29 protein-coding genes are annotated in these 25,087 nt (G+C 34.1%); all 29 read left to right on the top strand.

Translation table 11 applies throughout. The features are described 5' to 3' along the window. Positions 1–3 precede the first annotated feature (3 nt). A complete protein-coding gene (locus tag ACYUJ6_RS14705; RefSeq protein ID WP_461843451.1) occupies positions 4–576 on the top strand; it encodes a head-tail connector protein in 573 nt (190 codons plus the stop codon). After that, the gene (locus ACYUJ6_RS14700; protein WP_461843450.1) at positions 573–899 is read left to right on the top strand and encodes a phage head closure protein; all 327 of its coding nucleotides are present in this window, start codon (positions 573–575) and stop codon (positions 897–899) included. The genes ACYUJ6_RS14705 and ACYUJ6_RS14700 overlap by 4 nt, the downstream gene beginning before the upstream one ends. Next, positions 892–1,272: an HK97-gp10 family putative phage morphogenesis protein gene (locus ACYUJ6_RS14695; RefSeq protein ID WP_291721273.1), complete on the top strand. Its 381-nt coding sequence runs from the start codon at positions 892–894 to the stop codon at positions 1,270–1,272. Before ACYUJ6_RS14700 ends, ACYUJ6_RS14695 begins: the two co-directional genes overlap by 8 nt. Then, positions 1,269–1,598 (top strand): hypothetical protein, encoded by a 330-nt coding sequence (locus ACYUJ6_RS14690; protein ID WP_461843449.1) that lies wholly within the window; start codon positions 1,269–1,271, stop codon positions 1,596–1,598. The genes ACYUJ6_RS14695 and ACYUJ6_RS14690 overlap by 4 nt, the downstream gene beginning before the upstream one ends. 20 nt (positions 1,599–1,618) lie before the next feature. Beyond that, positions 1,619–2,449 (top strand): major tail protein, encoded by an 831-nt coding sequence (locus ACYUJ6_RS14685; RefSeq protein ID WP_461843448.1) that lies wholly within the window; start codon positions 1,619–1,621, stop codon positions 2,447–2,449. 42 nt (positions 2,450–2,491) lie between these two features. Continuing rightward, on the top strand, positions 2,492–2,776 hold the full coding sequence (gene gpG / locus ACYUJ6_RS14680; protein ID WP_017894908.1) for a phage tail assembly chaperone G: 285 nt from the start codon (positions 2,492–2,494) through the stop codon (positions 2,774–2,776). A gap of 201 nt (positions 2,777–2,977) precedes the next feature. Then, positions 2,978–5,422 carry a phage tail tape measure protein gene (locus ACYUJ6_RS14675; protein WP_461843447.1) on the top strand — a complete coding sequence of 815 codons (2,445 nt, stop codon included), beginning with the start codon at positions 2,978–2,980 and terminating at the stop codon, positions 5,420–5,422. A gap of 1 nt (position 5,423) precedes the next feature. Then, positions 5,424–6,131, top strand: a complete 708-nt coding sequence (locus ACYUJ6_RS14670) for a distal tail protein Dit (RefSeq protein WP_461843446.1) — start codon at positions 5,424–5,426, stop codon at positions 6,129–6,131. Then, the gene (locus ACYUJ6_RS14665) at positions 6,131–7,987 is read left to right on the top strand and encodes a phage tail spike protein (protein ID WP_461843445.1); all 1,857 of its coding nucleotides are present in this window, start codon (positions 6,131–6,133) and stop codon (positions 7,985–7,987) included. The genes ACYUJ6_RS14670 and ACYUJ6_RS14665 overlap by 1 nt, the downstream gene beginning before the upstream one ends. After that, complete coding sequence (locus ACYUJ6_RS14660) at positions 7,988–9,115, top strand: hypothetical protein (protein WP_461843444.1); 1,128 nt, start codon at positions 7,988–7,990, stop codon at positions 9,113–9,115. A gap of 252 nt (positions 9,116–9,367) precedes the next feature. After that, positions 9,368–10,282 (top strand): RES family NAD+ phosphorylase, encoded by a 915-nt coding sequence (locus tag ACYUJ6_RS14655; RefSeq protein WP_461843443.1) that lies wholly within the window; start codon positions 9,368–9,370, stop codon positions 10,280–10,282. A gap of 337 nt (positions 10,283–10,619) precedes the next feature. Further along, positions 10,620–10,907, top strand: a complete 288-nt coding sequence (locus tag ACYUJ6_RS14650; RefSeq protein WP_217821399.1) for a hypothetical protein — start codon at positions 10,620–10,622, stop codon at positions 10,905–10,907. 194 nt (positions 10,908–11,101) lie between these two features. Continuing rightward, a complete protein-coding gene (locus ACYUJ6_RS14645) occupies positions 11,102–12,454 on the top strand; it encodes a hypothetical protein (protein ID WP_461843442.1) in 1,353 nt (450 codons plus the stop codon). A gap of 20 nt (positions 12,455–12,474) precedes the next feature. Further along, the gene (locus ACYUJ6_RS14640) at positions 12,475–12,879 is read left to right on the top strand and encodes a phage holin family protein (RefSeq protein ID WP_461843441.1); all 405 of its coding nucleotides are present in this window, start codon (positions 12,475–12,477) and stop codon (positions 12,877–12,879) included. After that, positions 12,879–13,559 carry an N-acetylmuramoyl-L-alanine amidase gene (locus ACYUJ6_RS14635; protein WP_461843440.1) on the top strand — a complete coding sequence of 227 codons (681 nt, stop codon included), beginning with the start codon at positions 12,879–12,881 and terminating at the stop codon, positions 13,557–13,559. Before ACYUJ6_RS14640 ends, ACYUJ6_RS14635 begins: the two co-directional genes overlap by 1 nt. Positions 13,560–13,725: 166 nt before the next feature. Continuing rightward, positions 13,726–13,953, top strand: coding sequence for an SHOCT domain-containing protein (locus ACYUJ6_RS14630; protein WP_461843439.1), 228 nt, complete (start codon positions 13,726–13,728; stop codon positions 13,951–13,953). Between the two features lie 52 nt (positions 13,954–14,005). Further along, positions 14,006–15,565, top strand: coding sequence for a recombinase family protein (locus ACYUJ6_RS14625; protein WP_461843438.1), 1,560 nt, complete (start codon positions 14,006–14,008; stop codon positions 15,563–15,565). A 4-nt stretch (positions 15,566–15,569) separates the two neighbouring features. Next, complete coding sequence (locus ACYUJ6_RS14620) at positions 15,570–16,004, top strand: recombinase (RefSeq protein ID WP_461843437.1); 435 nt, start codon at positions 15,570–15,572, stop codon at positions 16,002–16,004. Beyond that, positions 15,991–17,559, top strand: coding sequence for a recombinase family protein (locus ACYUJ6_RS14615; RefSeq protein ID WP_461843436.1), 1,569 nt, complete (start codon positions 15,991–15,993; stop codon positions 17,557–17,559). The genes ACYUJ6_RS14620 and ACYUJ6_RS14615 overlap by 14 nt, the downstream gene beginning before the upstream one ends. A gap of 136 nt (positions 17,560–17,695) precedes the next feature. Then, on the top strand, positions 17,696–17,926 hold the full coding sequence (locus tag ACYUJ6_RS14610) for a helix-turn-helix domain-containing protein (RefSeq protein WP_461843435.1): 231 nt from the start codon (positions 17,696–17,698) through the stop codon (positions 17,924–17,926). Between the two features lie 65 nt (positions 17,927–17,991). Beyond that, complete coding sequence (locus ACYUJ6_RS14605) at positions 17,992–18,255, top strand: hypothetical protein (protein ID WP_461843434.1); 264 nt, start codon at positions 17,992–17,994, stop codon at positions 18,253–18,255. After that, positions 18,249–19,511, top strand: a complete 1,263-nt coding sequence (locus ACYUJ6_RS14600; RefSeq protein ID WP_461843433.1) for a hypothetical protein — start codon at positions 18,249–18,251, stop codon at positions 19,509–19,511. Before ACYUJ6_RS14605 ends, ACYUJ6_RS14600 begins: the two co-directional genes overlap by 7 nt. A gap of 90 nt (positions 19,512–19,601) precedes the next feature. After that, on the top strand, positions 19,602–19,799 hold the full coding sequence (locus tag ACYUJ6_RS14595; protein WP_461843432.1) for a hypothetical protein: 198 nt from the start codon (positions 19,602–19,604) through the stop codon (positions 19,797–19,799). A 5-nt stretch (positions 19,800–19,804) separates the two neighbouring features. Further along, positions 19,805–20,305: a hypothetical protein gene (locus tag ACYUJ6_RS14590; RefSeq protein ID WP_461843431.1), complete on the top strand. Its 501-nt coding sequence runs from the start codon at positions 19,805–19,807 to the stop codon at positions 20,303–20,305. A 59-nt stretch (positions 20,306–20,364) separates the two neighbouring features. Then, positions 20,365–20,601, top strand: coding sequence for a hypothetical protein (locus ACYUJ6_RS14585; protein WP_461843430.1), 237 nt, complete (start codon positions 20,365–20,367; stop codon positions 20,599–20,601). A gap of 98 nt (positions 20,602–20,699) precedes the next feature. Then, positions 20,700–21,953, top strand: coding sequence for an SEC-C domain-containing protein (locus tag ACYUJ6_RS14580; protein WP_461843429.1), 1,254 nt, complete (start codon positions 20,700–20,702; stop codon positions 21,951–21,953). Positions 21,954–22,093: 140 nt separating this feature from the next. After that, on the top strand, positions 22,094–23,008 hold the full coding sequence (locus tag ACYUJ6_RS14575; RefSeq protein ID WP_461843428.1) for a S1 family peptidase: 915 nt from the start codon (positions 22,094–22,096) through the stop codon (positions 23,006–23,008). A 341-nt stretch (positions 23,009–23,349) separates the two neighbouring features. Then, on the top strand, positions 23,350–23,769 hold the full coding sequence (locus tag ACYUJ6_RS14570) for a hypothetical protein (protein ID WP_461843427.1): 420 nt from the start codon (positions 23,350–23,352) through the stop codon (positions 23,767–23,769). 62 nt (positions 23,770–23,831) lie between these two features. Beyond that, positions 23,832–24,680: a hypothetical protein gene (locus ACYUJ6_RS14565; RefSeq protein ID WP_461843426.1), complete on the top strand. Its 849-nt coding sequence runs from the start codon at positions 23,832–23,834 to the stop codon at positions 24,678–24,680. Positions 24,681–25,087 lie beyond the last annotated feature (407 nt).

Genomic DNA, 25,087 nt, shown 5'->3' with positions numbered 1-25,087 from the left:
TTTATGGCATTAAAAATTATAACACCACCTGCAGCTGAACCTATAACTTTGGAGGAAGCAAAACAGCATTTAAGAGTAACCGGAAGTGATGATGATATTATTTTACTCAGCATTATCAAGCAGGCTAGAGAATTTTGTGAGGACTTTCAAAACAGAAAGTATATTACTCAAACTTTAGAAATGGTGCGGGATTGTTTCCCGGAGGATAATTGTATTTCATTTAAAAACTGTTCACCAGTTCAAAGTGTAGAAAGTGTAAAGTACTATGATGCAGGTGGACAGGAGTATATATTTGATTCAAGTAATTATATTGTTGATACAGATAGTTTTGTTAATAGAATTGTACTTGGATACTGTAAATTATGGCCAACAATAGCATTACAAACTGTTAATGCTGTAAGGATTAGATTTACAGCTGGTTTTGGAGATAAAGAAGCAGATATTCCAGAAACAGTTAAATGGGCAATGATTCTTCATATGAGGCTTCTCTATGATGATTATAAGCCTGATGAAAGAACTAAAATTGAAGAAGCAAGAAATTCATTATTAAGTTTGAACAGGGTGATACCAGTATGAGAACTGAGAAATTGAAACATAAAATAATCTTTCAAAAACTTACAGCAACTACAAATGAAAATGGATTTGAAGTTGAAATATGGGAGGATTACTCAACTGTTTGGGCATCAATATCAAATTTGATGGGAAGAGAATATTTTGAAGCTGCAGCAGTGCAGGCAGAGAAAACTGTTAAATTCACTATAAGATATTTACATGGCATAACAGATGATATGAGAATACTGTTTGAAGACAAGCAGTACAATATAACTTTCATAGATAATATTAAATATAGAAACAAATATATAGAAATAAAAGCTTTGGAGGTTGAGAATAGTGGGTAATATAGAACTTATTGGTGTTGATGAAATATTAAACAAACTTCAGCAGATAGGTTCAAATGTAGGAAGGCTTGAAAATAAAGCATTAAAAAATGCGGCAGAACCTGTACTTGAAGATGCAAAGACAAATGTTCCTGTAAGAACCGGAAAACTTAAAAAAGGTCTTAAGATAACTAATGTTAAAAAGAAGGAAGGGGTAAAGTACATCCTTGTAGGTGTGGATAAAGGAGACAATTCAGAAATATTTTATGGAAAATTTATTGAATTTGGAACCAGTAAAAGAGCTGCACATCCTTTCCTGCAGCCTGCTTATGAAAAAAATAAAGATGATATAAAAAGAATTATAGCTGAGACTCTAAAGGAAGGATTAAAGTGATAAGCAAATTAGTAGTAGAAGCTTTAAAACCTCTTAATGTACCTGTTTCATTTCAAAAGTATAAAGGGAAAGAAAATACCTATATAACCTTTTTTAATTATCTAGAACAAGGTGAGCAGTATGCTGATAATGAAGAAAAAGCTATAGGATATTATATTCAGATAGATGTATGGAGCAAAAACGATTATACAGAGCTTGTAGAAAAAGTAAAAAATGTTATGAAAGCCGCAGGGTTTATGAGAACTTCCACGGCTGATTTATTTGAGGATGATACTAAAATATATCACAAGGCGTTGAGGTATGTAATTACAGTACCAATAAAATAAAGAAAGGGAGGTAATGGTCTATGGCGCAAATAGTAAACAGTGCTCCTATAGGAGTGGAAAATTTAGTCTATGCAATTTTAACAGATGAAATTGCTTCAATTTATGGTACGCCGGCTTTGATTTCACCAGCAATAAATGTAAAAATAAGTCCAAAGAGCAATTCAGATACACTGTATGCTGATAATAAAGCTGTAGAAACAGCTACATCATTAGGTGAGATAGATGTAGAAATTGAAACACAGGATTTACCACTTGAAGTGCAGGCAGAACTTTTAGGACATAAGATCGATTCAGCAACTAAAGTTATGTCTTCTGATGTTCAGGATTCAGCACCCTATGTTGCTGTAGGCTTTAAAATTAAAAAAGCTAATGCTAAGTATAGATATGTATGGCTTCTTAAAGGCAAATTTAGTGAACCGGAAGAAGAACATTCATCACAGGAAGACAAAACAAAATTTCAGACACCTAAAATTAAAGGTATATTTGTTACAAGAACAGATGGTAAGTGGAAATATACAGCTGATGAAGATAGTGGATTTACAGGTGGAGCCGCATGGTTTGGCAGTGTGTATAAATCAATGATTATACCAGCAGCACCAACTAACCCAGTACAGGATGATACAGCTAATACTTTTGGATGGACTAATGTTAGCGGATATGATAATGCATCAGATTATGAGTACAGTACAGATGGAGGAGCAACATGGTCAGCAGTAACAGAAAATCCACAAAATGTTGGAAATAGTGCTTATGATTTAGGAAAAATACAGGTAAGGGTAAAGGCAGATGCGGAAGCTGGCAGATCAGCGGGATTAGTATTAAGTTCAACTTTAGTATATACTGCAGGTTAATTTATCCGATAAGTAAGATTCATTGATAGGGGGGTAAAGTCTATGGAGATAGCATTGAACAATAAAACTTATGTAATGCCTAAAGTTAAAACAAGAATGCTTAGAAAGGCTATTGAAATTAACGAAAATATAGATTTTAGCAATATGAAGACAAAAGATTTAGATGGACTTGTAGATTTTATAGTGGAGCTATATGGCAATAAATTTACCAGAGATGATTTTTATGATGGCCTGGATGCCGATAAACTGATAGAGACTCTTAACAGCAGCATAAACGGGATAGTGGGAAACCTGGGAAATAAATTAAATGAATTCCCAAACAAGTAGGCGGAGGAGCAGAAGAAAAGCTTTCTCCGCTTGATTTTATAAAGGAGATATATTCGAAACTTCTGGAGCAGGGATGGACACTGAATGATATTGATGAAACGGACATATTCTTCTATTTTGATATCTTAATTTACAGGGCAAATAAGAAATATAAGCAAAATTTAGATGCCATTTTAAATATATTGTAAAGAAGGTGAGAGAGTGGCTGAAGAACTGGGAAGTCTGGCTGTGAAGATAGGACTGGATTCAAGTGGTTTTCAAAACGGCATAAGCAGTATCAACAGAAATCTGAGAGTGCTTGACAGTGAATTTAAGGCAAACACTGCGGCACTTGGAGAAAATGGAAAAGGTCTTGAGGGACTTAAGCTGAAATCAGAAAGTCTATCCAAGCAATTGGAGCTTCAAAAGCAAAAAGTAAGCACCCTTGAAAATGTCTATACCAAAAGTGCTGAAACTAAAGGTAAAGACAGCAAAGCCACCCAAGACCTTGAGATAAAATTAAATAAGGCAAGACAAACCCTGTCACAGATGGAAAATGAACTTTCAAAGACCAATAAGGAAATAGAGACACAGAGCAGCAGATGGACTTCTTTAAGTAAAAGTTTGGACAATATAGGAAGTAAAATGAAATCCATAGGTGACGGACTGGCAGGTGCGGGATCTAAACTTTCACTTGCAGTAACTGCCCCTATTGCCGCCGCAGGAGCTGCAAGTGTAAGACTTGCCTCAGACACAGCGGAGAGCATGAACAAAGTGGAGGTTGCATTTGGAAGCATCAGTCAAAAGGTAAAAGACTGGTCGGATACCACTTTAAAAAGCTACGGCATAGCAAAGGGTACAGCACTTGATATGTCAGCTCTCTACGGAGATATGGCAACAAGCATGGGATTAAGCCAGGAAGAAGCTGCAAAGATGTCCATGTCTCTTGTTGGACTTGCAGGTGACCTGTCCAGTTTTAAAAATATAGATATAAAGCAGGCGGAGGAAGCTTTAAACGGCATATTCACAGGAGAGACTGAGAGCCTGAAAATGCTGGGTGTAGTTATGACAGACACAAATCTCCAGCAGTATGCCTATTCTAAGGGAATACAGAAGAGAACCCAGGATATGACCGAAGCGGAAAAGGTACAGCTCAGGTATAACTATGTCTTGGACAAGACAAAAAACGCCCACGGCGATTTTGAGCGTACAGGTGCAGGCACTGCCAACCAGATGAGAGTATTTCAGGAGAGTTTAAAGGAGCTTGGTGCTACAATGGGACAGAATATACTCCCTGTAATAACTCCCATAATTGCTGCATTAAATGGATGGATACAGGCATTCGGTAAACTGGACCAGGGTTCCCAGAGGATAATACTAATCACAGGGGCATTAATTGCTGCAGCTGGTCCGGTCCTTGTTGCAGTTGGAAGTGTGGTAAAGGCTGTAGGTGAAATATCTTCAGCCATTTCTAAGGTATCAGCTGCAGCAGGAAAATTAGGCGGTATGTCTAAGATATTAGGAATGGTGTTTAATCCCTGGGTTATCGGCATAGGACTTGCCATACTTGCAGGTTATGAAATTTACAAGCACTGGGATGTTATTTCGCAGGGGGCTGCTCAGCTTTGGAACAATCTTACCGCTGTTTTTGAAAATATTAAAATGTCCGTGTCCGGTGCCTGGGAAAATGTAAAAACTGTCACGCTTGCTGCCTGGGAGACTTTGAAAAGTACAGTGATCAGCGGTCTTAACAGCATAAAGAGTTTTCTGGAGCCTGCTTTGAATTTTTACAGGACAATATTTCAGAATACCTGGGACATTATAAAAAATGTTGTTTCAGGAGCGGTTCTTATAATCCTTGATATAGTTACCGGAAACTTTACAAAGCTGAAATCTGATACGGAGCATATATGGACAAATATAAAAACGGCTTTAGCAAATATATGGGAAACTATAAAAAATACTGCTGTAAATGCCTGGACCAGACTTAAAGAATCTGTGACAGGCTTGTGCAGCAGTATAAAAGAAACTGTGATTAATATATGGAATTCCGTACTGTCCTGGTTTTCAGAACTTCCCGGGAAACTTTATAATTATGGTTCAAGCATGTTCACAAGAATGAAAGATGGGGTTAAAAGCACCATAGGAAGTGTCAGAAGTTCCATAGAAGGCGGCATAAACAGCGCATTAAGTTATCTGGCAGGTTTGCCGGGCAGAGCCTGGAGCTACGGAGTGGATTTCGTGAATGGAATTGTTAACGGCATAAGATCCGCCATAGGAAGGGTAGAAGATGCGGTAAGTGCTCTGGCTGCTAAAATAAGAAGCTATCTTCACTTTTCAGTTCCGGATGAAGGACCACTTACTGACTATGAAAAATGGATGCCGGATTTTATGGCTGGTTTAGCAGAAGGAATAAATAAGAGCAAACACATTGTTGCTGAAGCTGTAAATGGATTGTCCTTAGATATGAAAGTGAATTCTAATATAGCAGAAATATCAGTACCAGCTAGTAATAACTCAAAAGAAAATGAAAATCTAAATAATAGAAACGGACTTACCCTGCATATAGAAAATTTTAATAATTATACTGAAAAGGATATAGAACAGCTGGCCTATGAACTGGAGTTTTACAGAAGGAAAATTTCTATGGGAAAGGGAGGAATTTAGAATGCTTAGTTTTAACTTTGCTGGCAGGAACAGTTATGATGATTATGGCATTTTAATAGCTCAAAGACCAGTTATTCCTTCTCCTAAACGCAGAGTAAATATGATAAATATTCCTGGAAGAAATTCTAATTTAAGGTTTGATGAAAAAACCTATGATGATATAACACTAACGGTTGAGTGTTCAGTAAAGGATACGCAGAATCTTGCAGATAAAATTGATGATATAGCAGTTTGGCTTTTTGAAGCAGGTGAAGGTGATTTGACATTCAGTTTTCAACCAGATAAAAAATATATTGCTCAAGTGGTAAATTCTATTGATTTTAAACAGGTTTATAAATATTTTAGCGAGTTCCCTATAATATTTAACTGCAGACCATTTAAGTATGCAGTAGAGAATAATATAGTAAATATAATTGAAACTGGAACCACTATAAATAATCCGGGAACTATTGAAAGTGAGCCTGTAATAAGTATTTATGGTTCTGGTGACATAGTTTTTAAAATAAATGGACAGCAGATAAGTCTTAAAGGTGTATCTGAAAAAATCATAGTGGATTCAGTTATACAGGACTGCTATGATGGTGCTGGAAACAATTTAAATGGAAGTATGTCAGGTGAATTTTTAAAAATGAAGTCTGGTGAAAATATTATAGAATGGGGTGGAAATGTTACTAAAGCTGAGCTTTTACCAAACTGGCGGTGGTTATAATGATATGCATCTACGATAAGAAAACTACTAAAGGAAACTTTGATAACAATGGTCTTGGAATCTTAAGTGAAGCCATAAGCTGTTATATTACTGAAGAACTAAATGGAGATTATTCCTTAGAACTAGAGTATCCTGCCAATTCTAAAAAATCAAAGTATTTTGTTGAATGGAATATTATCAGGGCAGAGGATCAGCTCTTTAGAATATATAAGGTAGAGAAAAGCAGTGATGGCAAAAATGTAATTAAGATATGGGCAAAGCATATCTTCTATGACCTCTCTTATCATTTTATAGAAAATATGAAAGCCGAAAACTGCAGTGTGAAAACAGCTTTGGAGAAATCTTTAGTAGGAGATTTAATAACCATATATTCTGCAGACAGCGATATTATAATTTCAAACTCCATAAGCGTTACGGAGAAAAATCCCGTGGAAGCCATATTTTCAATAATTGATATATGGGGCATCGGGGAACTTAAAAGGGATAACTTTGATATCAAGATATTAAATAGTATTGGAAAAGATGCGGGTGTTTTAATTGCACAGGGTAAAAATATATCAGGACTTAAGTTTAATATAGATACCACAAGTGTTGTGACAAAGCTTTACCCTGTAGGTAAAAATGGTGTAAAACTTACTGAAAAATATATAAGCGTCCCCAACTGGAACGGCGATGCTTATCCGCCTTTTCCCATAATAAAAAAAGTGGAGTTCAAGGAGGCAGAAGATGAGGTCACATTAAGATCATTGGCACAGGAAGCGGCAGAGGTGACAGGCTTAAGCAGGGTGAACATTGACGTGGATTTTATTGAACTCAGCAGGACAAAGGAGTATGAAAATTATAAACATCTCCAGACAGTAAGCATAGGAGATCTGGTTATAGTAAGGCACAAAGACTTTGACATCGATGTAAAAGTACCTGTAATTAAAATAAAAAAAGATGTTCTGACAGGTGTAAATGCTAAAGTTGAACTCGGACAGCCCAAGGACAGCATATTTAACAAGCTTGATACGGCAAATATTAAAACAACTCTGGATGAACTGGGAAATAAGGTGGCCGCATCTTTCAGTTCAATGCTTTATTATGCCAATCCTGTGCCGCTGACTGTAGGTACGTCGCCTGTTGAGCCGGTTTATCTCGGGATAACGGCAGTAGCGGATACAAATCTGTCGATGAATTTCAGTATGTACTGCACAGCAGAAAGTTCATGTACAGTAACAATTCAGATTCAGCTGGACAATGCAGATATTGTATTTACACCTAAGCAGAAATTGCAGCAGGGTGATAATGTTGTAGGTATGCCTCTTGGAATACCGCAGGTTCCGCAGGGGGCGCATTATATAGCTGTGGTTTTAAAGGTGGATACAAGTACGATAAATATACCGATGTTCAATCTTCAGTGTATGATTGACGGAAGAAATCTCCAGGGCGGATTAAGTGCCCAGCACCCGCATGCAGAATGTCTTGAGAAACAGAACCTTGTGAATATAAACAGCTTGTATTTAAGTAAAGTGAAAAGTAACTATATGGGAACGGAATTTCAGAATCCTCTTACCCAGACAGTCGGAATTCATGAAACAGCAGATATATCAGCAATTATAAACGGCAAAAATATGAACACAAACTATGCTGTTTCAATTAAAAAATACGGGGATATCCTGTATTTCACTCCACAGTACACGTACAGGTATTCAATAGATGAAGATGTATTAATACTGGACAGTGATGGACTCTGCTTCAGGACAATTTACGAGGGAACGGCAGCAAGTGAGTCTGTAGATTCAGGTAAAATGTACAGCTTTGAACTTCTGGACAGCGGTAATTTTGCAGGCATTGAAAAACTGGAGGTGGAATAATTGGGCATATATACTGCAGCTGTGATTTCTCCAAAGGGAAACAGCGGCATGACTTTGTTGAGTTCTCATAATGATGACAGCACAGTTAGTTTCCCGGACATTGGTTTCGATTTTTTCTATAATGGAACAAACTGCAGAACTGCAATCAGCGTAAGCGGAAATTCCTGGGTTGGTTTCACCGGTGCAGCTGAACAGCTTAAAATAAACAGGAGAGATGCCGGGGCGGATAATATCTACTATGCAAAAGAAACAGTGAATTGCAGACCAACATTCAGAATAAGATGGGAAGGACATCAGAGCTACAGCAGCTGGGGAACTCTTGATCTTGTGTGGGAGCTTATACTGTTTGATGACAGTGCCATGGTGCTTGTCATTGACAAAATACCTAATACAGGTACGAACTCCTTTGCAAATCCTGTGATTGGAACTACTACCTTAACTCTTGAAAACAGCAAATCCTATGCTTTTATTCCCGGACAGGAACAGGGAAAAGCGTATACTGTCAATGAAGGTTCCTATATTCAGACCGATATAAAATATCTTATAGCTGACGGAAGTGATATCAAACACTGGGATACTGTAAGCGAAAGCTATGTCAAAGTTTCAGAACTGCCGCTGACAGCAGAAAAATTTCAAACCTATGGTGATGATATCTGCCGCAAAGAAAGAACAGGACTTGTATATTCATCTCCGGTCTTAAAAATATGGTTGCCTTCAGAAGAACTGCCTGCGCAAAAAATAATCCAGACAATTGTTCCTAAACCTATAATAGTAAGAATGCTGGAGGATGTTTCATTTAGTGAAGCCTATATACAGGATATCACAAATGTTGTATTGACCGTGGACATCACGGGCAGTGTAATCATAGTTTTTATAGTAAGCACAGACAGCGGAGTTTCATGGAAAGTATGGAATGGCAGTTCATGGATACTGGTGGATATATCAAATATGCAGGATGTAAAGTCAAAAGGAATGTCTGCTGCAGAGCTTCAGGGAATTACTGAAGCACAATGGACATCTCTTGGCATTTCTGATAAGAAGATAAGATTTGCTTGGCATATGGAAATTAGCTCAAGTACAGATGTTTTAAAGTTGAAGGAGATAAGGGTTAATTATAATACTGTATAGAAGAGGAAGTGGTCTAAAAATTTTGGAGTGATTTAAATTTCCTCAAACTTCATGATATACTAGAATTAGTTACTGTAAAATAGTAATTTGTGTATTAGATAAATTAGAAATTTGTAGGAATAAAAGTAATCATTAAATCTATGGTTTTATAGGCATTAACATACGAAATGAAAAAATAGTTTCTCTTTAATTTTGTGGGGAGGGGAATTCATTTCTCGACTTCCCATAGTCAGAACAGAAAGAAGGATAAAAATGAGTTTATCGGACAAGATTGAAAAAGCAAAAAGAATGGCAGAAGCATTAGCCAACTGTGCTATTGAAAAACACAAAGAATTTGTATGGAATCATAGTTTTCAATCAGATTTAAAAAAGATAGTCAATGATGATTTAATGCATAATAATCCTGATAACCTATTTGAAGAATATAAAGAGTATTTCAAAACAAAAGCATTACCGACTAAAATTATAGCTACCGACACAGTCTTTTATCGTGGACGTATTGGAAATGAGGTAATCTATGGAGCAGAGGATGATTATAATAGAAGTTTTATACTACCATATTATCAGCATGGTATTGAAGCACCATCACCAATATATACAAATGGAGGAAGATTTAACAGGCAAGGGATATCTTATTTGTACCTAGCAGATACAATAGAAACTTGTTTAGCAGAGGTTCATTTACAAATAGGGCAGAATTGTAGTATTGGTGAGTTTAAGTGCAAAGAGCAGATGGAAGTAATTGACTTGACAAGATTTGATAATAATGTGGAAATAGAAACTTGGCTTAAAATTCTGACGCAGCCAGTATACAATGGAACAGAACATATATACAATATAACACGTTTTCTGGCGGATATATTTAAAAGTATAAACAGTAATGGTATATACTTTGAAAGTGTTCAAGCTGAAGGACATAATATTGTTTGTTTTGATACTTCTCTTTTCCAACTTGTAGAATATAGCGAAAAAATTTATGCTGCTACGAAAATAAAATATGCTTATCAGAAGGTTGAGGATTCAATACAAGAATATTCTAAGAACGGAAAAAACAAATACATAAATTCGTACAATGAGTATGAAAATGAAAAGAATGAAAAGAAATTTGAATATTTGAATGATTGGATTGAGAATAAGAGAGAGAACATCACAAAAAGGAGCTCATAAACAAGAAAAGATGGCATGCCCCATGAAACAGGGCTTTGTCGCATAATTGTTAAACGCTTCCTTACGTCTGAAAATCTTAATTGAATAAGTTATTAAGCAAGTTGGATTAGAATAGTACAAAGTCCAATTTTTATAATTGAATAAAACTAGCATTGGGTAATAATGTCTATTTAAACTTGTATAGATACTATATTCTTATTATGTGCAATATGAGAGTCATCAGTATGATATCACTAATTAATTTTTATAAGTTTCTTTTTGCATTTAATAAGTATAACTTGAAAGCATATCGATTAAGAGTTAACATACCACAAACATAAGATTTGGAGGTATGGATATGCTGGAAGAGTTTCAGGAGTTTATTGATTTCTTTATTGATAAAAGACTTAATGATATTTCACTTGGTTTAGGGAAGAAAGATGGCAATTACAAAAAATTAGAAATTACATTATCGGAAGTACAAGATAAGTTAATAAGTAGGACTGATGAAGAATTACAGGCATTATTTGTAGAATACGGGGATATTATAAATGCCCAGATGGCTGTTATATACAGGGAGATTTATATATGTGCTTATAAGGATGCTTTAAAGGTTATTGGAATCTTTGAGACTATGAAAAAATAAGCAGAGTGTTGTTCAGATTTTAGGGAGACTAATATGGATGGATACAATAAAAGCAATAAAAAACGCATAAGAAGATGATTAATAAAAATTGTTATTAAGGATTAATACAAACATTTCTTATTAGATGACTAAAGGCCCATATCAAAATGGTATAGGCTTTTTTTATATTCAAAATATCAGAGAGGAGGGAAGCAATGCCATACAAACAAAGTTTAGCTTACAGCAAAGATCTAATAAAGGGAACTAAAATAGAAATATTGAAGAAAAAACTGATAATGCCTTTCAAAGGCACGGCTACAGTAAAACTGTATGATTCACTTACTGGAAAACAGACATATGAAGCTGAAAGTGAAAACAGGATATCTGCTGTATTTGGCAGCATAGCTTATCTTGACGGTTTCTACTATCCTATGCTGGATAATGATCAGGATAATCTGCTTACACGAATATATACAACTTATCCGTTCAGGATAATGGCTCTCACTACAGGAGATATTGCAGAAGATACTTATGATTATTTCACATGGGGAAGTATTGTAGGTTATGCTGACAGCCTATATAAGTACAGCAGCAGTGACAGCTTGAAGGGCAATGTAAATAGTGCTGAAACAACAAGAAATGGAAACACAAAACATTATGTCATGGATTTTCCGACAAATGCGGCCAACGGAACTTTTAAAAGCATATACTGGACAGGCGGCGCAGGAACCGGGAGCAGTGCTCAAGTTCCCAGGATAAATCCGCTGTATGCCAGGAAAACTTTAGAAGAAGGCAGCAGTGGAAATTATCTGCCTAATTATAACTTATGCACAGATGGAACAAATCTTTATGCCCTGGAAATTAATTCAGAAACACTGCATGTATATGACAAGATCACAGGTGACAAGAAAAATGATGCAGCACTTCCTGAAGCCGCCAAGGCTGCAGCTTATGACGGCACGAATTTCTGGATACTTATAAGTGACGGTTCTTTTAAGAAATTGGATAAAAATTTTGCAGTAATAGAGTCCTATCCTAAAAGTGATGCTGTGCCTGGTGATCTTGTACATGGTGTGCATTATTATGATATAGCAGTAAATGCTGCCAATGTCTATATAACTTACAACGGGTGTACAGATTCTTCCGGCTCAATGTCCAAATATAAGAGCTGTATAGCTAAATATAATAAAGACGGCACTTTTTCTGATAAAGCTCAAATATATTCTGGAAATTACAATGAGATTACTCTGACTAAAATACCCAACAATAAATTGTGGGTGATAATAGATTATGGTGCCTGCCTGCAGCTTAACAGCGATATGAGTATTTACGGCACTTCAGATTTTACATCTACTGATTACGATAGTATTGTCTGGGACAAAGATACCTCAAATTTGTTCACATTCAGCGGTGATAGTTATGGAGAGTTAAAACAGCAGTATATTGTACCGGCTTCAGCGCATACGCTGCTTCCGGAAGCAGTAACCAAAACCCCTACAAATACCATGAAAATACAGTATGATTTTACCTGTGACTATGTGTATCCACTGGATATGCCACAGCATTAATAATATATGGAGGAGATAAAGTGAAAAATTTAATTAACAGTTTTCAATTAGTATTTACGGCTGTCGGAGCATATACCGGGTGGTTCCTGGGAGGCTTCGATGGCTTTTTGTATGCACTGGTTGCTTTTGTAGCAGTTGATTACATTACAGGACTTATGGCAGCAGTACTTGAGAAAAAGCTTTCAAGTGAAATTGGCTTCAGGGGAATATTTAAAAAGGTACTTATATTTGTACTTGTGGGAATAGGAAACATAATAGATATACATTTGATTAAAAGCGGCAGTGCAGTACGCACTGCTGTTGTATTTTTTTATATCTCTAATGAAGGTATCAGTATAATGGAAAATTCGGCTAAGGTGGGACTGCCCATACCTGAAAAACTGAAGAATATTTTAGAACAGATAAATGAGAGGGGAGATAAATAATGGCAGGATTATGTTTCGATTATGGACACGGTGGGTCAGACAGCGGTGCCTGCTATAAAGGCAGGAAAGAAAGTGATGATGTGTTGAGTATAGGAAAAGCTGCAGCGGCAGAAGTCAGAAAATACGGAGTAACTGTGGATGAAACAAGAACTTCAGATGTCACGGTAAGTCTTGGATATAGGAGCGGCTTCGAAAACAGAAAAACCTATGATTATTTCATATCTTTTCACAGAAATGCATACCAGCCTGAAAAAGCCAGAGGAGTGGAGACTTATACCTATATAAACACAGGAACAAAGGCTAAGTCACTGGCACAAAGCATACAGACCTCCCTTGCGGCTTTAGGTTTTATAGACAGGGGAGTGAAAACTGCGAACTTCCACGTTCTCAGGGAGACCAAGGCACCGGCAGTTTTAATTGAGGTGGGCTTTATTGACAACAGTGCGGACAATAATTTGTTTGATGCAAAGAGAAATGAAATCATAAAGGTGATAGCCAAAGCTGTATTATCCCAGTTGGGGATCAGTTATACAGGAAAGATACCGGCAAAGGGGATATCCACTGAAAAAACTGCTTACAGAGTTATGGCAGGTTCTTTTTCATCAAGAGAAAATGCTGAAGTTCAACTGAAAAAGTTAAAGGCATCCGGCTTTGATGCCTGCATAATGATATATAATTAAGCAGAAATTTTATAAATAATGAATAAGGAATTGCCTGTAGGAGTTTAATCACTCTTGCAGGCTTTTTTTATTTGTACTGAAATTTTTTATACTTTTAAGGGTTCGATTATCCTCGGTTTTTTGCATATAGGTGCAAGTTATATTTGCAGAAACGGAGGTTTGATTCATGAAGGTAACAAAAATCTTAGAGGAACATATAAAAAATTCAACTCCTGCAAGAGAAATTACAACAGAACAATTGCAAAGAGAATTTGATTATTTTAGGGCAGAAAGATTATTGAAAACTTTGCTTAAAAAAGGACTTATTACTTCTTTGGAATTTAATAAAATAACAGAATTAAATCGTAAAACTTTCTCCCCGTTTTTAGCAGAGATTATGCCCTTAAATCGTTGATATATATAGGTTTGAGAGGTAATATGTGACGTAACGAAAGCGAGGTGAGACGATGAAAAAGATAACGAAGATAGTTAAGAATTCTAAAGATACAGTTATGAAAGAGAAACTTCGCGTAGCTGCTTACTGCAGAGTATCAACTGATAGCGAGGAACAACTTGTAAGCCTTGAAACGCAGAAGTTACATTATGAGTCTTATATAAAATCAAATCCTAACTGGGAGTTTGCAGGGATATATTATGACAAAGGTATCTCTGGTACAAAAAAGGAAAAACGCTCAGAACTTCTAAGGCTGATATCAGATTGTGAACAAAAGAAGATAGATTTTATTGTTATAAAATCTATAAGCAGGTTTGCAAGGAACACTACAGACTGCTTGGAATTGGTGCGTAAATTAGTTGATCTTGGAGTTTACATTTATTTTGAAAAAGAGAATATAAATACACAGTCAATGGAAAGTGAGCTAATGTTATCCATTCTAAGTGGTTTAGCAGAAAATGAGTCATTATCCATTGCAGAAAATAACAGATGGTCAGTGCAAAGACGATTTCAAAATGGGACTTATAAGATTTCCTACACACCATATGGATATGACTATATAAATGGCGAGATGGCGGTAAATAAAGAGCAAGCAGAGGTTGTGAGATTTATTTTTAAAGAGACATTGGCAGGTAAAGGTACAGGAAAAATTGCAGATGAATTGAATGAAAAAGGCATTAAACCTAAAAGGGGTAACAAATGGGCCTCCACAACTATCAGAGGAATGTTATCAAATGAAAAGTATATTGGGGATGCTATTTTGCAAAAGACCTATACAGATGACAATTTTAATAGACATACCAATTATGGCGAGAAAGACCAGTATTATATTCAAAATCACCATGAGACTATTATCAGTCGAGAAGATTTTGAAACGGTGGATAAATTAATTAATCAGCGTGGTAAAGAAAAGGGTATTGTAAAAGGAAGCGGCAAATATCAAAACCGATATCCTTTTTCAGGAAAATTAAAATGTTCTCAGTGCGGCAGTACCTTTAAACGAAGAATTCATACAAATGGAAATAAAAAATATGTAGCTTGGTGCTGCCAAAAACATATTACTCAGGCAGATGAATGTTCAATGAAATTTATTCGAGAAGATAATCTAGAGAGAGCGTTTATAACGATGATGAACAAGCTGATCTTTGGACGTAAATTTATTTTAAAGCCACTTCTTAAAGGGTTAAGAGATATGAGGAAAGCAGATAGCATTTCAAGAATTTCAGAGCTTGAAAAATTGATAGAGAAAAATACAGAGCAGAAGGAAATGCTGATAAAGCTAATGGCAAAGGGATACCTTGAACCAGCTCTTTTTAATAAGGAAAATAATGAACTTGAAATAGAGGCAGAAAGCTATCGTGATGAAATAGAAAGCCTAAATTTTGATATGAACAGCGAAATATCAAAGACCCATGAAGTTAGAGAATTATTGAAATTTACAAATAAAGCTCAAATGCTTACAACTTTTGATGGAGAGATATTTGAAAGTTTTGTAAATCAAGTATTTGTGTACTCAAGAGAAGAGCTTGGATTTCAAATGAAATGTGGAATTACACTAAGAGAGGTGTTGTGAGGAAATGTCGCACATACCATATGGTTATAGAATTGAAAATGGAAAGGCTCTAATTGATGAGGAAAAAGCAAATAAAGTAAAGAAGCTATTTCTAGGTTATTTAAGAGGTCTATCTTTATTAGCAGCAGCTAAAGAGGCAGGTATAGACACATATCATGGAACAGCAGGAAAAATGCTAAGGAATAAGCGTTACCTAGGTGATGACTATTATCCAGCTATTATTGATGGAGATACCTTTGAAAAGGCTGAAGCAGAGCGAATAAAGAGAGCCACGGCTCTTGGCAGAGTTTGGAATGAAAAAGAAATATTAGAGGAGCCATATTTTCCAACAACTTTTAAGGTTGGAGCAGTAGAGCAAAAATATAAAAATCCATTAAAGCAGGCAGAGCATGCTTACAGTTTAATAGAAAGTGAGGGTACTGTGAATGGCAGTCAGTAGAAATGTCATGGTCATTCCTGCAAGAAAACTTGTAGGAAATAATATAGCAGATGAGAAACCAAAACTTCGAGTTGCTGCTTACTGTAGAGTTTCTACCGATAGTGATGAGCAGGCAGGCAGCTATGAAGTGCAGATTGAGCATTATACAGAATTTATAAAAAAGAATCCCGAGTGGGCATTTGCAGGTATATTTGCAGATGATGGGATCAGTGGTACTAATACTAAAAAGCGTGATGAGTTTAATAGAATGATTGAGGAATGCATGGCTGGAAATATTGATATGGTTATAACCAAGTCAATTAGCCGCTTCGCTAGGAACACTTTGGATTGCTTGCAATATATTCGTAAGTTAAAAGAGAAAAATATCGCAGTATATTTTGAAAAAGAAAATATTAATAGTTTGGATTCTAAGGGAGAAATTATGCTTACTATCATGGCATCCCTCGCCCAGCAGGAAAGTCAGAGTTTAAGTCAGAATGTAAAGCTTGGTATTCAGTATCGATACCAACAGGGTATCATTCAAATTAATACTAATAGGTTTTTAGGATATACAAAAGACGAAAACAAGCACCTTATCATTGTGCCAGAAGAGGCAGAGATAATAAAACGTATTTATCGAGAATATCTTGAAGGCTCTAGCATGGATAAAATTAAAAAAGGACTTGAAAGAGATGGGATACTGACAAGTGCAGGTAAGAAAAGGTGGCATACCAGTACAATTCGAAAGATCCTCAGCAACGAGAAGTATATGGGAGATGCACTTTTGCAGAAAACTTATACCGTTGATTTTCTTACTAAAAAGAGAGTTAAAAATAATGGTGTTGTGCCTCAATATTATGTAGAAAATAGCCACGAAGCTGTAATTCCAAAAGAGATTTTTATGCAGGTTCAGGAGGAATTAGTTAGGAGAAGTACAGGCCATATCAGCAGCAGTGGGAAGAAAAGAAACTTTAGCTGCAGTCATCCATTCTCTCAAATTGTTTTCTGCGGTGAATGTGGAGAGATATATCGCAGAGTGCATTGGAACAACCGTGGCAAGAAATCTATTGTTTGGAGATGCGTCAGTAGATTGGAGAACACAGGCCTAGCTTGCTATTCAAGGACGGTGCTTGAGGATTTATTGAAGGATGCCGTTGTAAAAGCAATTAATGATTTGCTGGGACAAAAGAATGATTTTATGGAAGTTCTTAGCAATAATATAGAAACAGTAATTAATGAACAGGATAACAGTGCAGTAGCTGGAATAGAGAAAAAGCTGGAAGAACTACAAAAGCAATTATTAATACTGGCCAATTCTAAAGAGGATTATAATGATATTGCTGATGAGATTTATCGCCTGCGGGAAGAAAAGCATAATGCTTTAGCAGAAGATGCAGAAAAAAAGGCGGTGGGTAAAAGACTTATGGATATGACAGCTTTTCTAAAGGAGCAGGCAACGCTTATTGATGAATGTGATGAGCAGCTGATAAGGAGATTGATTGGAAAGATTATGGTGCATGAAGATAAGTTCACAGTAGAATTTAAGTCTGGGGTGGAAGTTGAAGTGGAGATGTAAAAATTAGAATGTTTAGAAGTACCTTGTGGGTTGATGAAACTTGCAAGGTGCTTTTAAATTTTTGTAGATATTGGTTACTTATATTGAAGGTATCAACCAAAAGGGTTATAATATATAAATACAATGGAGGTAAAATATGACAACATCTGATATGGTAATACAATTGTGTGAAAAACTGAATATAGGTATTGCAGAGGTATCAAGACGTATTGGTCAGACCCCACAAAATTTCAATAAAAAGCTAAAGAGAAATACCGTGAGCTTAGATGAACTGATCGTGATTGCAGATGCTCTTGGGGTTATCTTTGAGCAGTCTTTTGAATTAGCTGATGGAGAGGTTATTCGAATAAATAATAGAAAGAAATAAAAGTTACTTAATGGGGATTAGATAAAAGATATGATTCAAAATACATTGTATACAAGGGGGAAGAAATGAAAATAGAAGGCAATTTGGTAAAAAAACTATATGAAGTATGTGAAACAGTAAGTATAAATGCTATTAAAGCAATATATGAGTACCAAAAGAGTAATACTTATTTACCATCATACTATAAATATCCAGAGGAGTTCTTCAAAGGAATAGAAAAAGAAGAAGTATATAAAGAGGTGCGAGAGAATATACCTGCAATTAAATGTGGTATTACATTTTTTCATAGAAGTAATATAATACGCCTAAAAACTATGGTGATTTGTTAAAAGCAAGTGATGGACAATTTAGTATAAATTGTAACAAGTTAGAGCAATTTGATTCTTTGTTAAAAATTTTTGATGATAATAAAACATTGAAGAAAATGGTCGTATCTGAGCCTAAGTACATAGAGGGGTTTGTAGTACGGTTTATTTCAAACATAGTAAATCGATATTTATATGTAAGCAAAAAATTTCAGGAAGAAGAAATAGATACTATTCTACTTAAAAAGTTGATTGTAGAACAAATAATGTGTTACATTTCCGAAACATTAAAGGTGAATATTTGCATTCCTATATGTTTTTTAGATTTTAATATTGATGAAATTAAAATTACTGAAAATATTACTATTTGTAGAATAAATAAGGACTTCCAATTAAGCCGATTTAATGCAGTAAATTATGAATCTACGCAAGAAAGCAATGTGGTACAATGTGCTGCATTTATGATTAAAATGACTGGTTATCAAATAGAAAATAAAGAGAAGGATTCGGTTCAAAATGCTATCTCTAATTATTGGGCTTATCCTCTAGAAATAATTGATGATATGTTTGCAGCGATTCGAATTGCATCTGGATTTAATACTGGATATGGACAATTGCTTATTGAACCAATTGACTGGAGCTGTGAATGGATAACTGATTTACTTCCGCTATATGGTGCGCAAATTAGAGCTTTTAATAGAAAAGATGTAGATATTAAGTTCCTGCAACATAAAATTTATAATATTTTAAATAAAGATATAGATTCAATAAAGGAAATATTTAATATAATTCGGGAAAACAGAGACAATAAAAAGAGCAGTAAAAAGTATAATAAGGAGTTCAATAAGGTATTTATAGCAATTGAACGGCTAAATAGGTGTATGTTACGTGAGACGGATGATGATACTGCACTAGACGCAATCATTGGAATAGAGACATTACTCTCGGGAGATACACATGGAGAAATTACTTATACAATTTCAAACAGAATATCGGTGGTTGTTGCTAGACTAGATAATTGTCCATATTCAACTAAAGAAGCAAGAAAAGCCATGAAAACTATATATGGATTGAGGTCTGACATAGTTCATGGGAGAAATGTTGCAAAAAACAGTAAAATTGAAATAGGTGGACAAGATAGATATACAAAAGAACTTGCTGTTGAATTTCTAAGATATTCTTTGTTATTTATTCTAAAAAATCAAGAATTTTTAGAAGTAAAACAGTTTGAAAATGCCTTAGATGATGCAATAGGAAAATGCAATGAAAAACAATTTTAAAATATTTGATGTAATTGTATTATTAGATGGATTAAGGACAATAAATAGGAATTTGTTGTTGATAAAACTGAAAGAAAAGGGAGTGTAAATTTGAGCCATTATCCAGAGAAAAAGCTTCGTGAAGTAGAAATATTAAAGAAAGTATTTGGTAATTCCGTGCCGATGATCCAGGAAAGTGAACAACCAGATTTCATTCTTAGTTATAATGCAGATATTAAGTTTGGCGTTGAGGTAACAGAATTATATTATGATGGTACATCTGCTAGATTAAAAAAGGTGAATATATAAATCAATTGTTACAAGAGAGAAAATATTGGCATAAAGATGATAAGAAAAAAATTAAGATTGAAAAAATAACATATTTTTCACAGCAACTGGAATATAGACCAATTAAAATGCCAGCATTATTTTCAAACAAATACACCATTCGCAATTATTTAATTTCCTTAAAACATACAATCGAAAGTAAAGAAAAACGATTGGATAAATATTCTGCCGAGGTTTCTAAGTATTGCATGTTAATAATATATGATTGCGAAGGACAATTTAAGGATACGTCTGAAGAAAATATAGCAAAAATGTTATTTTCAATGGGACTAGTAACGAGCATTAGAAAGTCACATTTTTATGAAATATATTTAGTAATAAATATAGATGGCGAGCAAAAATATATCCCACTAAAAGCCTATCTGTTGCTTTCAGATTGTTTACTATTTTTCGATTTTATAAAAAAATGTGAATTGAAGAATAAACTATGCCAAACATATGGACATCCTCTTTTTTGGATTTGCTGAAGTATTAAAAAGACGAAGTAGCAGTAAGGTATTTAGTTGGAGAGGTAGAAAATAATGATGTGATAGGAAATATGATTATTTATAATGGCAAATATGGCTTAGGAATGACATCACAACCAGATAGCAATTGGGGAATTGGAATCTTTGACACATTTCCTTTACAAGAAATTAGTAATATGGGAGAGTTCGTGATTGGTGATGAAAATGATTTCTTTGATGATAAATTGTTTGAAAAATTTGAAAAAGAAACCCAAGATAGAATTGCTTCAATTGGACTTAATTTTCAAATAAATTAGTAATATTGTTTATTTTTACCAATAAAAACAAAGCCAAATAATAGTCAAATTCCAATTTAAGGTTGAGTCGTGAATGGTAATTTATGGAGGAGATTAAAGTGGATTTTCAGAAATATGATGATATTTTTAATAAAGATAATTATCCTGAATTTGAAAAAATTATGATTTCAGGAGAAGTTACATATGTTCCAAAGGATGATAAACCATGTATTTGCTTATCAGGGCAAAAGTATAAGGATTGTTGTAAAAAAGATATTGATGAAACTAAAAAAAATAGAAAAGTTAAAGATATAAAAGAAGAATTGAGACAATTATATTTCCAAAAGGATAGTAAACTGATAAGTAGTAAAGTTGAGAAAAAATCAGTAGAAAAGAAAAATGTATCCTATTGTTCTGCATGCAAGATATTTGGTGATTGTGATACTAACAATAATAATACACGTTCACATACATTGTCTCGAGGGAATATTTTGCAGAATTTATCTGGAGACGGCAATGATAGTGTGGCTCGCTTTAATGATCATAAAGTGGCAGATGTCGAAAATATTAGTGATAATATTAGCCAATACTTTACTAATGTATTCATAGAAGATGCAAGCGTTACAGTATTATTTTGTAAAAAACATGATGTAGAGTTATTTGTTGATATTGAAACAGATGGAAACACAGAATATAAGAAAACAGATATTCAAAATTTAGAGTACTCATTAAAAGCAGTTTCTTTTGATATTTATTATAAAATTATGAATATTAGTTATATGGCAAAATTAATAAATGAAAATAGAAATGTTGTATATAACTATGATGGAAAATATTCATCATACTTTAAAGATTATTATTATGCTAAAAAAGCATTGTTTGATATTTATCCCTTAATGTTGAAAATTCTTTCAGAGATTAAAGATTTAAAAGAGAAAAGCGTAAAGCCTAAATTAAAAAGTGTGTGTTTTGAGTTACCTGTGGACAAAGTTAATTTTTCATGCTCAGAAGTTATATATGAATGGCAAACATACTGCTTTGTCAATGTTATAAACAGTAAAAAACCGTATGTTATCATATCATATTATGAAGAAGACAGTTTTAATAAACTAAACGGACTAAATGAACTTAAAAGTAAATTCCAAAGTTTAAATTTAAATAAAAAACTTCAGATTAATTGTTTGTCAGAATTTATAATTATGTTACTTATGAACGCACAAAACATATATTTTAATAATGAAGCATTTGAAAAGTTATCGGATGAAGAAAAGTTATATCTATATGTTGTTCATAGAGAAGGAACATATGAAATTCCAGATCAAATTCAGAAAAATAACAATATAAAATTGATGGATGTATTATTCCCTATTTAGGCAGTTATTATCATTACTCAACTGTATTACTATTAGGATTTGCCTTTCGTTGTATTTATGCAAATTCCAATTTCGAATAGCTTTTGACCAAAGGTTATTTATATTATAATGGAAAATTCATTAGATAAGGAGTAGATAACATGGCGATTACCACAAAAAATGACAATGCTTTTGAACGGCAATTATTTTCAATAACAACGATTATTGAAAGTTCCTTAACCAAAGACGGAAAAACTTACTCTTCACAAGGTTCGGGGTTTTACTATAATCAAGTCAGTCCCTCTGACCCCAACAAAAGTGGACCACAATGGTATTCATTAGATAAATTTTGGCTTGTAACCAATAGGCATGTTGTGCTTCCTCAAATAGATGGAGTAGAATGTGTTCCTGACAGATTTGATTTTTTTATTAGAGAAAATATTAATGGGTTTATTCAGTGGAAGCCCATCAGTTTAACTCAAGCACAGTTATTATCCTCGCTAAAACTTCACAAACAAAATGAAGTTGATGTTGCACTAATTGATATTTCGCCATATATACAGGGAATCATCGATGAAATTTCAAAAAATCCTGGAACTCAAAACATATATTTGCCAACAACGCTATCAAATACAAATCTACCAGAAAATCAACCTCTTAGCATTGATGTTACAAGTGATATTATTGTGGCAAGTTATCCAAAAGGATTTTACGATAAACTAAATAAATTCCCTATTGTAAAGTCAGGTATTATAGCTTCAGCGTGGGGTTCGCATTTTAACGGATTGCCAATATTTCAAATTGACGCTCAACTATTTCCTGGTTCATCTGGAGGTTTAGTTATCAGTAAACCCACGAATATTGCTATGATAGACGGAAGCTTGAGGTATAACCAGACAAAACAGTTTGTTTTTCTCGGTGTATATTCAGGTGAGTTTAAATGGTATGAAGATATAAATATAGGCGGTAATATAATTAAAATGGGGAACTCATATGGATTGGGAAATGTATGGTATTCATACCTAATCCCGCAAATAATAAGTGATGGCGTAAATTATCATCCCTCGGCTTCATAAGTTTGATGTGTGCTGTGCATTTTATATTATCTATAGCCATAAAAGTTCCTTAGAATATGTAAATTCTATATTATGGAAATAATAAAAATATGGTAACTATTCAGCCACTATATATTGTATTTTACAAATACAAAATACAATATGTTGTGCTTTTGAGAACAAATTTATGGTTTAAAATGATTAAATTAATCTATCTTAATGTATTTTTGTAACAGTCAAAACATGTAAGTTCTTGAACTGGCTCTATAAGCACATGGAACAACAATTTTAAATTTGTCAATGCCTGAATAGTTACAAAATATGACAACTTTCCAATTTGTAATTAAGCGAGGAAGGATTGCATGGATATACAGAAAATAAAAATCATATCTAATAACATTTGCTATGGTCCAGAACCTTCCCCCATCGATGAAGTGGAACAACATCTGACTATATCATCCACAGGGCGAATATGGTTTTCAGGTTATAACTACGCTGGTGGTTTTGGAAAATATAAAATAGGTAGAAAATATCAATTTAGTATTAGCAAGTCTATTACAGATGAAATATTTAAGCTCTTTTCACAGTACTTCGAAAGCGAACAACTGCTTTGCTATGCAACTGATATTGGGGTCTGGGAAATGCAAATTACGGATACGGATAATAAAAAACATATCTTTAAAGGCTCACTTTGTGGGGGAGTATCTGTTGGGAATATAGATTTAACAGATTATATAAGGAAACACATCCCCATTGATAACTTATTTGTATTTGGTAATTAATTTGATAAGATTTTATATAAGTGAGAGGTTTAGATAAAATAGAATTAGCGGGGGCAGATAATATGTATATAGACACGCATACAAAAGAAACAATTCAACAATCAGTATGCCAAATTTTTAATATAACGGTTAAAGAACTACATCAACTTTTTGAGAGAGCTGGAAAAGCATCTTGCACAGAGAATTATATGGATGGAGATAAGTTTAACAAAGTTATAAATCAGTTTATTGAGTTAAAAATGTCCAACAAACCCATTGATAAGATTTTGTTTTTTCACTTAGGGCGGAGGCTGAACTCTGCTAGTAATTGTGTAGAAGGAAAGAATCTATTTGAATTACTATCAACTGAAAATGAGATGAGTACATTTTTAAAAAATCATGAAGTAACATTCCAACCGAATAATGGGCATTTAGATTTATACTATAAGGGGAAACTTATATCTTTAGATAACAAGGAAAGAGAAAATGTTCCTTATTTAAGATGGCGTTTAGGTTATAATAGTAATCGTATAGATTACTGCTTTAATGGTTTTATGCTAAGGGATTTATTATACAGAAACAACTATGCACGTGAATTATATGATGTACCAGAATTTATAGGAGTCTTGGCTACATTCTTAAGAAATCCAAATATTGGAACTGAGTATTTCCAAAACAGTAAATACTATTGTTTTGAATATCTTGTTCCAATTGAGAAAGTATATTTTGATAATGCTGAGCATTTACCAAATGAAGGCAAACAGCAATATTTATTGAATCAAGTATTACATAGATTGTATGACTACACGATAACAGATATAAGATATATGTTTGACCATGATAATCCAATTCTTAGGCTAGCTGACAATGATGTAATGCAAGAAGAATACTTTATTGCAAAAGAGGAAATTACATGGGAAATGTTACGGTAGTAAATTTAACGGTCATTGACATATTTCCGTAAACGTAAAAACTTACAAGAATGCTATCGACATATTCCCACGAACGAGCATATGTAAAAAAGGAAGATTTATAAACCAAACATAGCTTGGACATCAATCCAAGCCCTATTAGCCACGTGGAGACGGTAGTAAGGCTTAAAAGGAAAGACAGTTAGAAGCATTGGTATAGCTAGACTTAGAAAATGTTAAAAATAGGATATGTTTGGTGATACAGGATTAGGAAACGGCAAGAAAAGAAAATATAGTAAAAGCTATTAAGCTAGAAAGCCTTTGAGTGTTGTAGGTGATGCACTTAAGGCTTTTTTATATAGACAAAATGTATATTACTTAATGTAGAACCATGAAGTTGATATAAACAAGTATACGATACCATAAAT

It is taken from the genome of Clostridium sp. JNZ X4-2 (genome assembly GCF_054889485.1).
Note: the sequence above shows the minus strand (reverse complement) of the source record. Positions and strands in the feature narration are given on the sequence as shown.

Bases quoted from the DNA above. Each gene is read 5' to 3' on its own strand.
- ACYUJ6_RS14665 (WP_461843445.1), top strand. From the start codon at position 6,131: ATGATATGCATCTACGATAAGAAAACTACTAAAGGAAACTTTGATAAC.
- ACYUJ6_RS14565 (WP_461843426.1), top strand. From the start codon at position 23,832: ATGTATATAGACACGCATACAAAAGAAACAATTCAACAATCAGTATGC.
- ACYUJ6_RS14635 (WP_461843440.1), top strand. From the start codon at position 12,879: ATGGCAGGATTATGTTTCGATTATGGACACGGTGGGTCAGACAGCGGT.
- gpG (WP_017894908.1), top strand. From the start codon at position 2,492: ATGGAGATAGCATTGAACAATAAAACTTATGTAATGCCTAAAGTTAAA.
- ACYUJ6_RS14570 (WP_461843427.1), top strand. From the start codon at position 23,350: ATGGATATACAGAAAATAAAAATCATATCTAATAACATTTGCTATGGT.
- ACYUJ6_RS14670 (WP_461843446.1), top strand. From the start codon at position 5,424: ATGCTTAGTTTTAACTTTGCTGGCAGGAACAGTTATGATGATTATGGC.
- ACYUJ6_RS14685 (WP_461843448.1), top strand. From the start codon at position 1,619: ATGGCGCAAATAGTAAACAGTGCTCCTATAGGAGTGGAAAATTTAGTC.
- ACYUJ6_RS14575 (WP_461843428.1), top strand. From the start codon at position 22,094: ATGGCGATTACCACAAAAAATGACAATGCTTTTGAACGGCAATTATTT.
- ACYUJ6_RS14650 (WP_217821399.1), top strand. From the start codon at position 10,620: ATGCTGGAAGAGTTTCAGGAGTTTATTGATTTCTTTATTGATAAAAGA.
- ACYUJ6_RS14620 (WP_461843437.1), top strand. From the start codon at position 15,570: ATGTCGCACATACCATATGGTTATAGAATTGAAAATGGAAAGGCTCTA.
- ACYUJ6_RS14605 (WP_461843434.1), top strand. From the start codon at position 17,992: ATGAAAATAGAAGGCAATTTGGTAAAAAAACTATATGAAGTATGTGAA.
- ACYUJ6_RS14645 (WP_461843442.1), top strand. From the start codon at position 11,102: ATGCCATACAAACAAAGTTTAGCTTACAGCAAAGATCTAATAAAGGGA.
- ACYUJ6_RS14625 (WP_461843438.1), top strand. From the start codon at position 14,006: ATGAAAAAGATAACGAAGATAGTTAAGAATTCTAAAGATACAGTTATG.
- ACYUJ6_RS14655 (WP_461843443.1), top strand. From the start codon at position 9,368: ATGAGTTTATCGGACAAGATTGAAAAAGCAAAAAGAATGGCAGAAGCA.
- ACYUJ6_RS14630 (WP_461843439.1), top strand. From the start codon at position 13,726: ATGAAGGTAACAAAAATCTTAGAGGAACATATAAAAAATTCAACTCCT.
- ACYUJ6_RS14705 (WP_461843451.1), top strand. From the start codon at position 4: ATGGCATTAAAAATTATAACACCACCTGCAGCTGAACCTATAACTTTG.
- ACYUJ6_RS14615 (WP_461843436.1), top strand. From the start codon at position 15,991: ATGGCAGTCAGTAGAAATGTCATGGTCATTCCTGCAAGAAAACTTGTA.
- ACYUJ6_RS14610 (WP_461843435.1), top strand. From the start codon at position 17,696: ATGACAACATCTGATATGGTAATACAATTGTGTGAAAAACTGAATATA.
- ACYUJ6_RS14700 (WP_461843450.1), top strand. From the start codon at position 573: ATGAGAACTGAGAAATTGAAACATAAAATAATCTTTCAAAAACTTACA.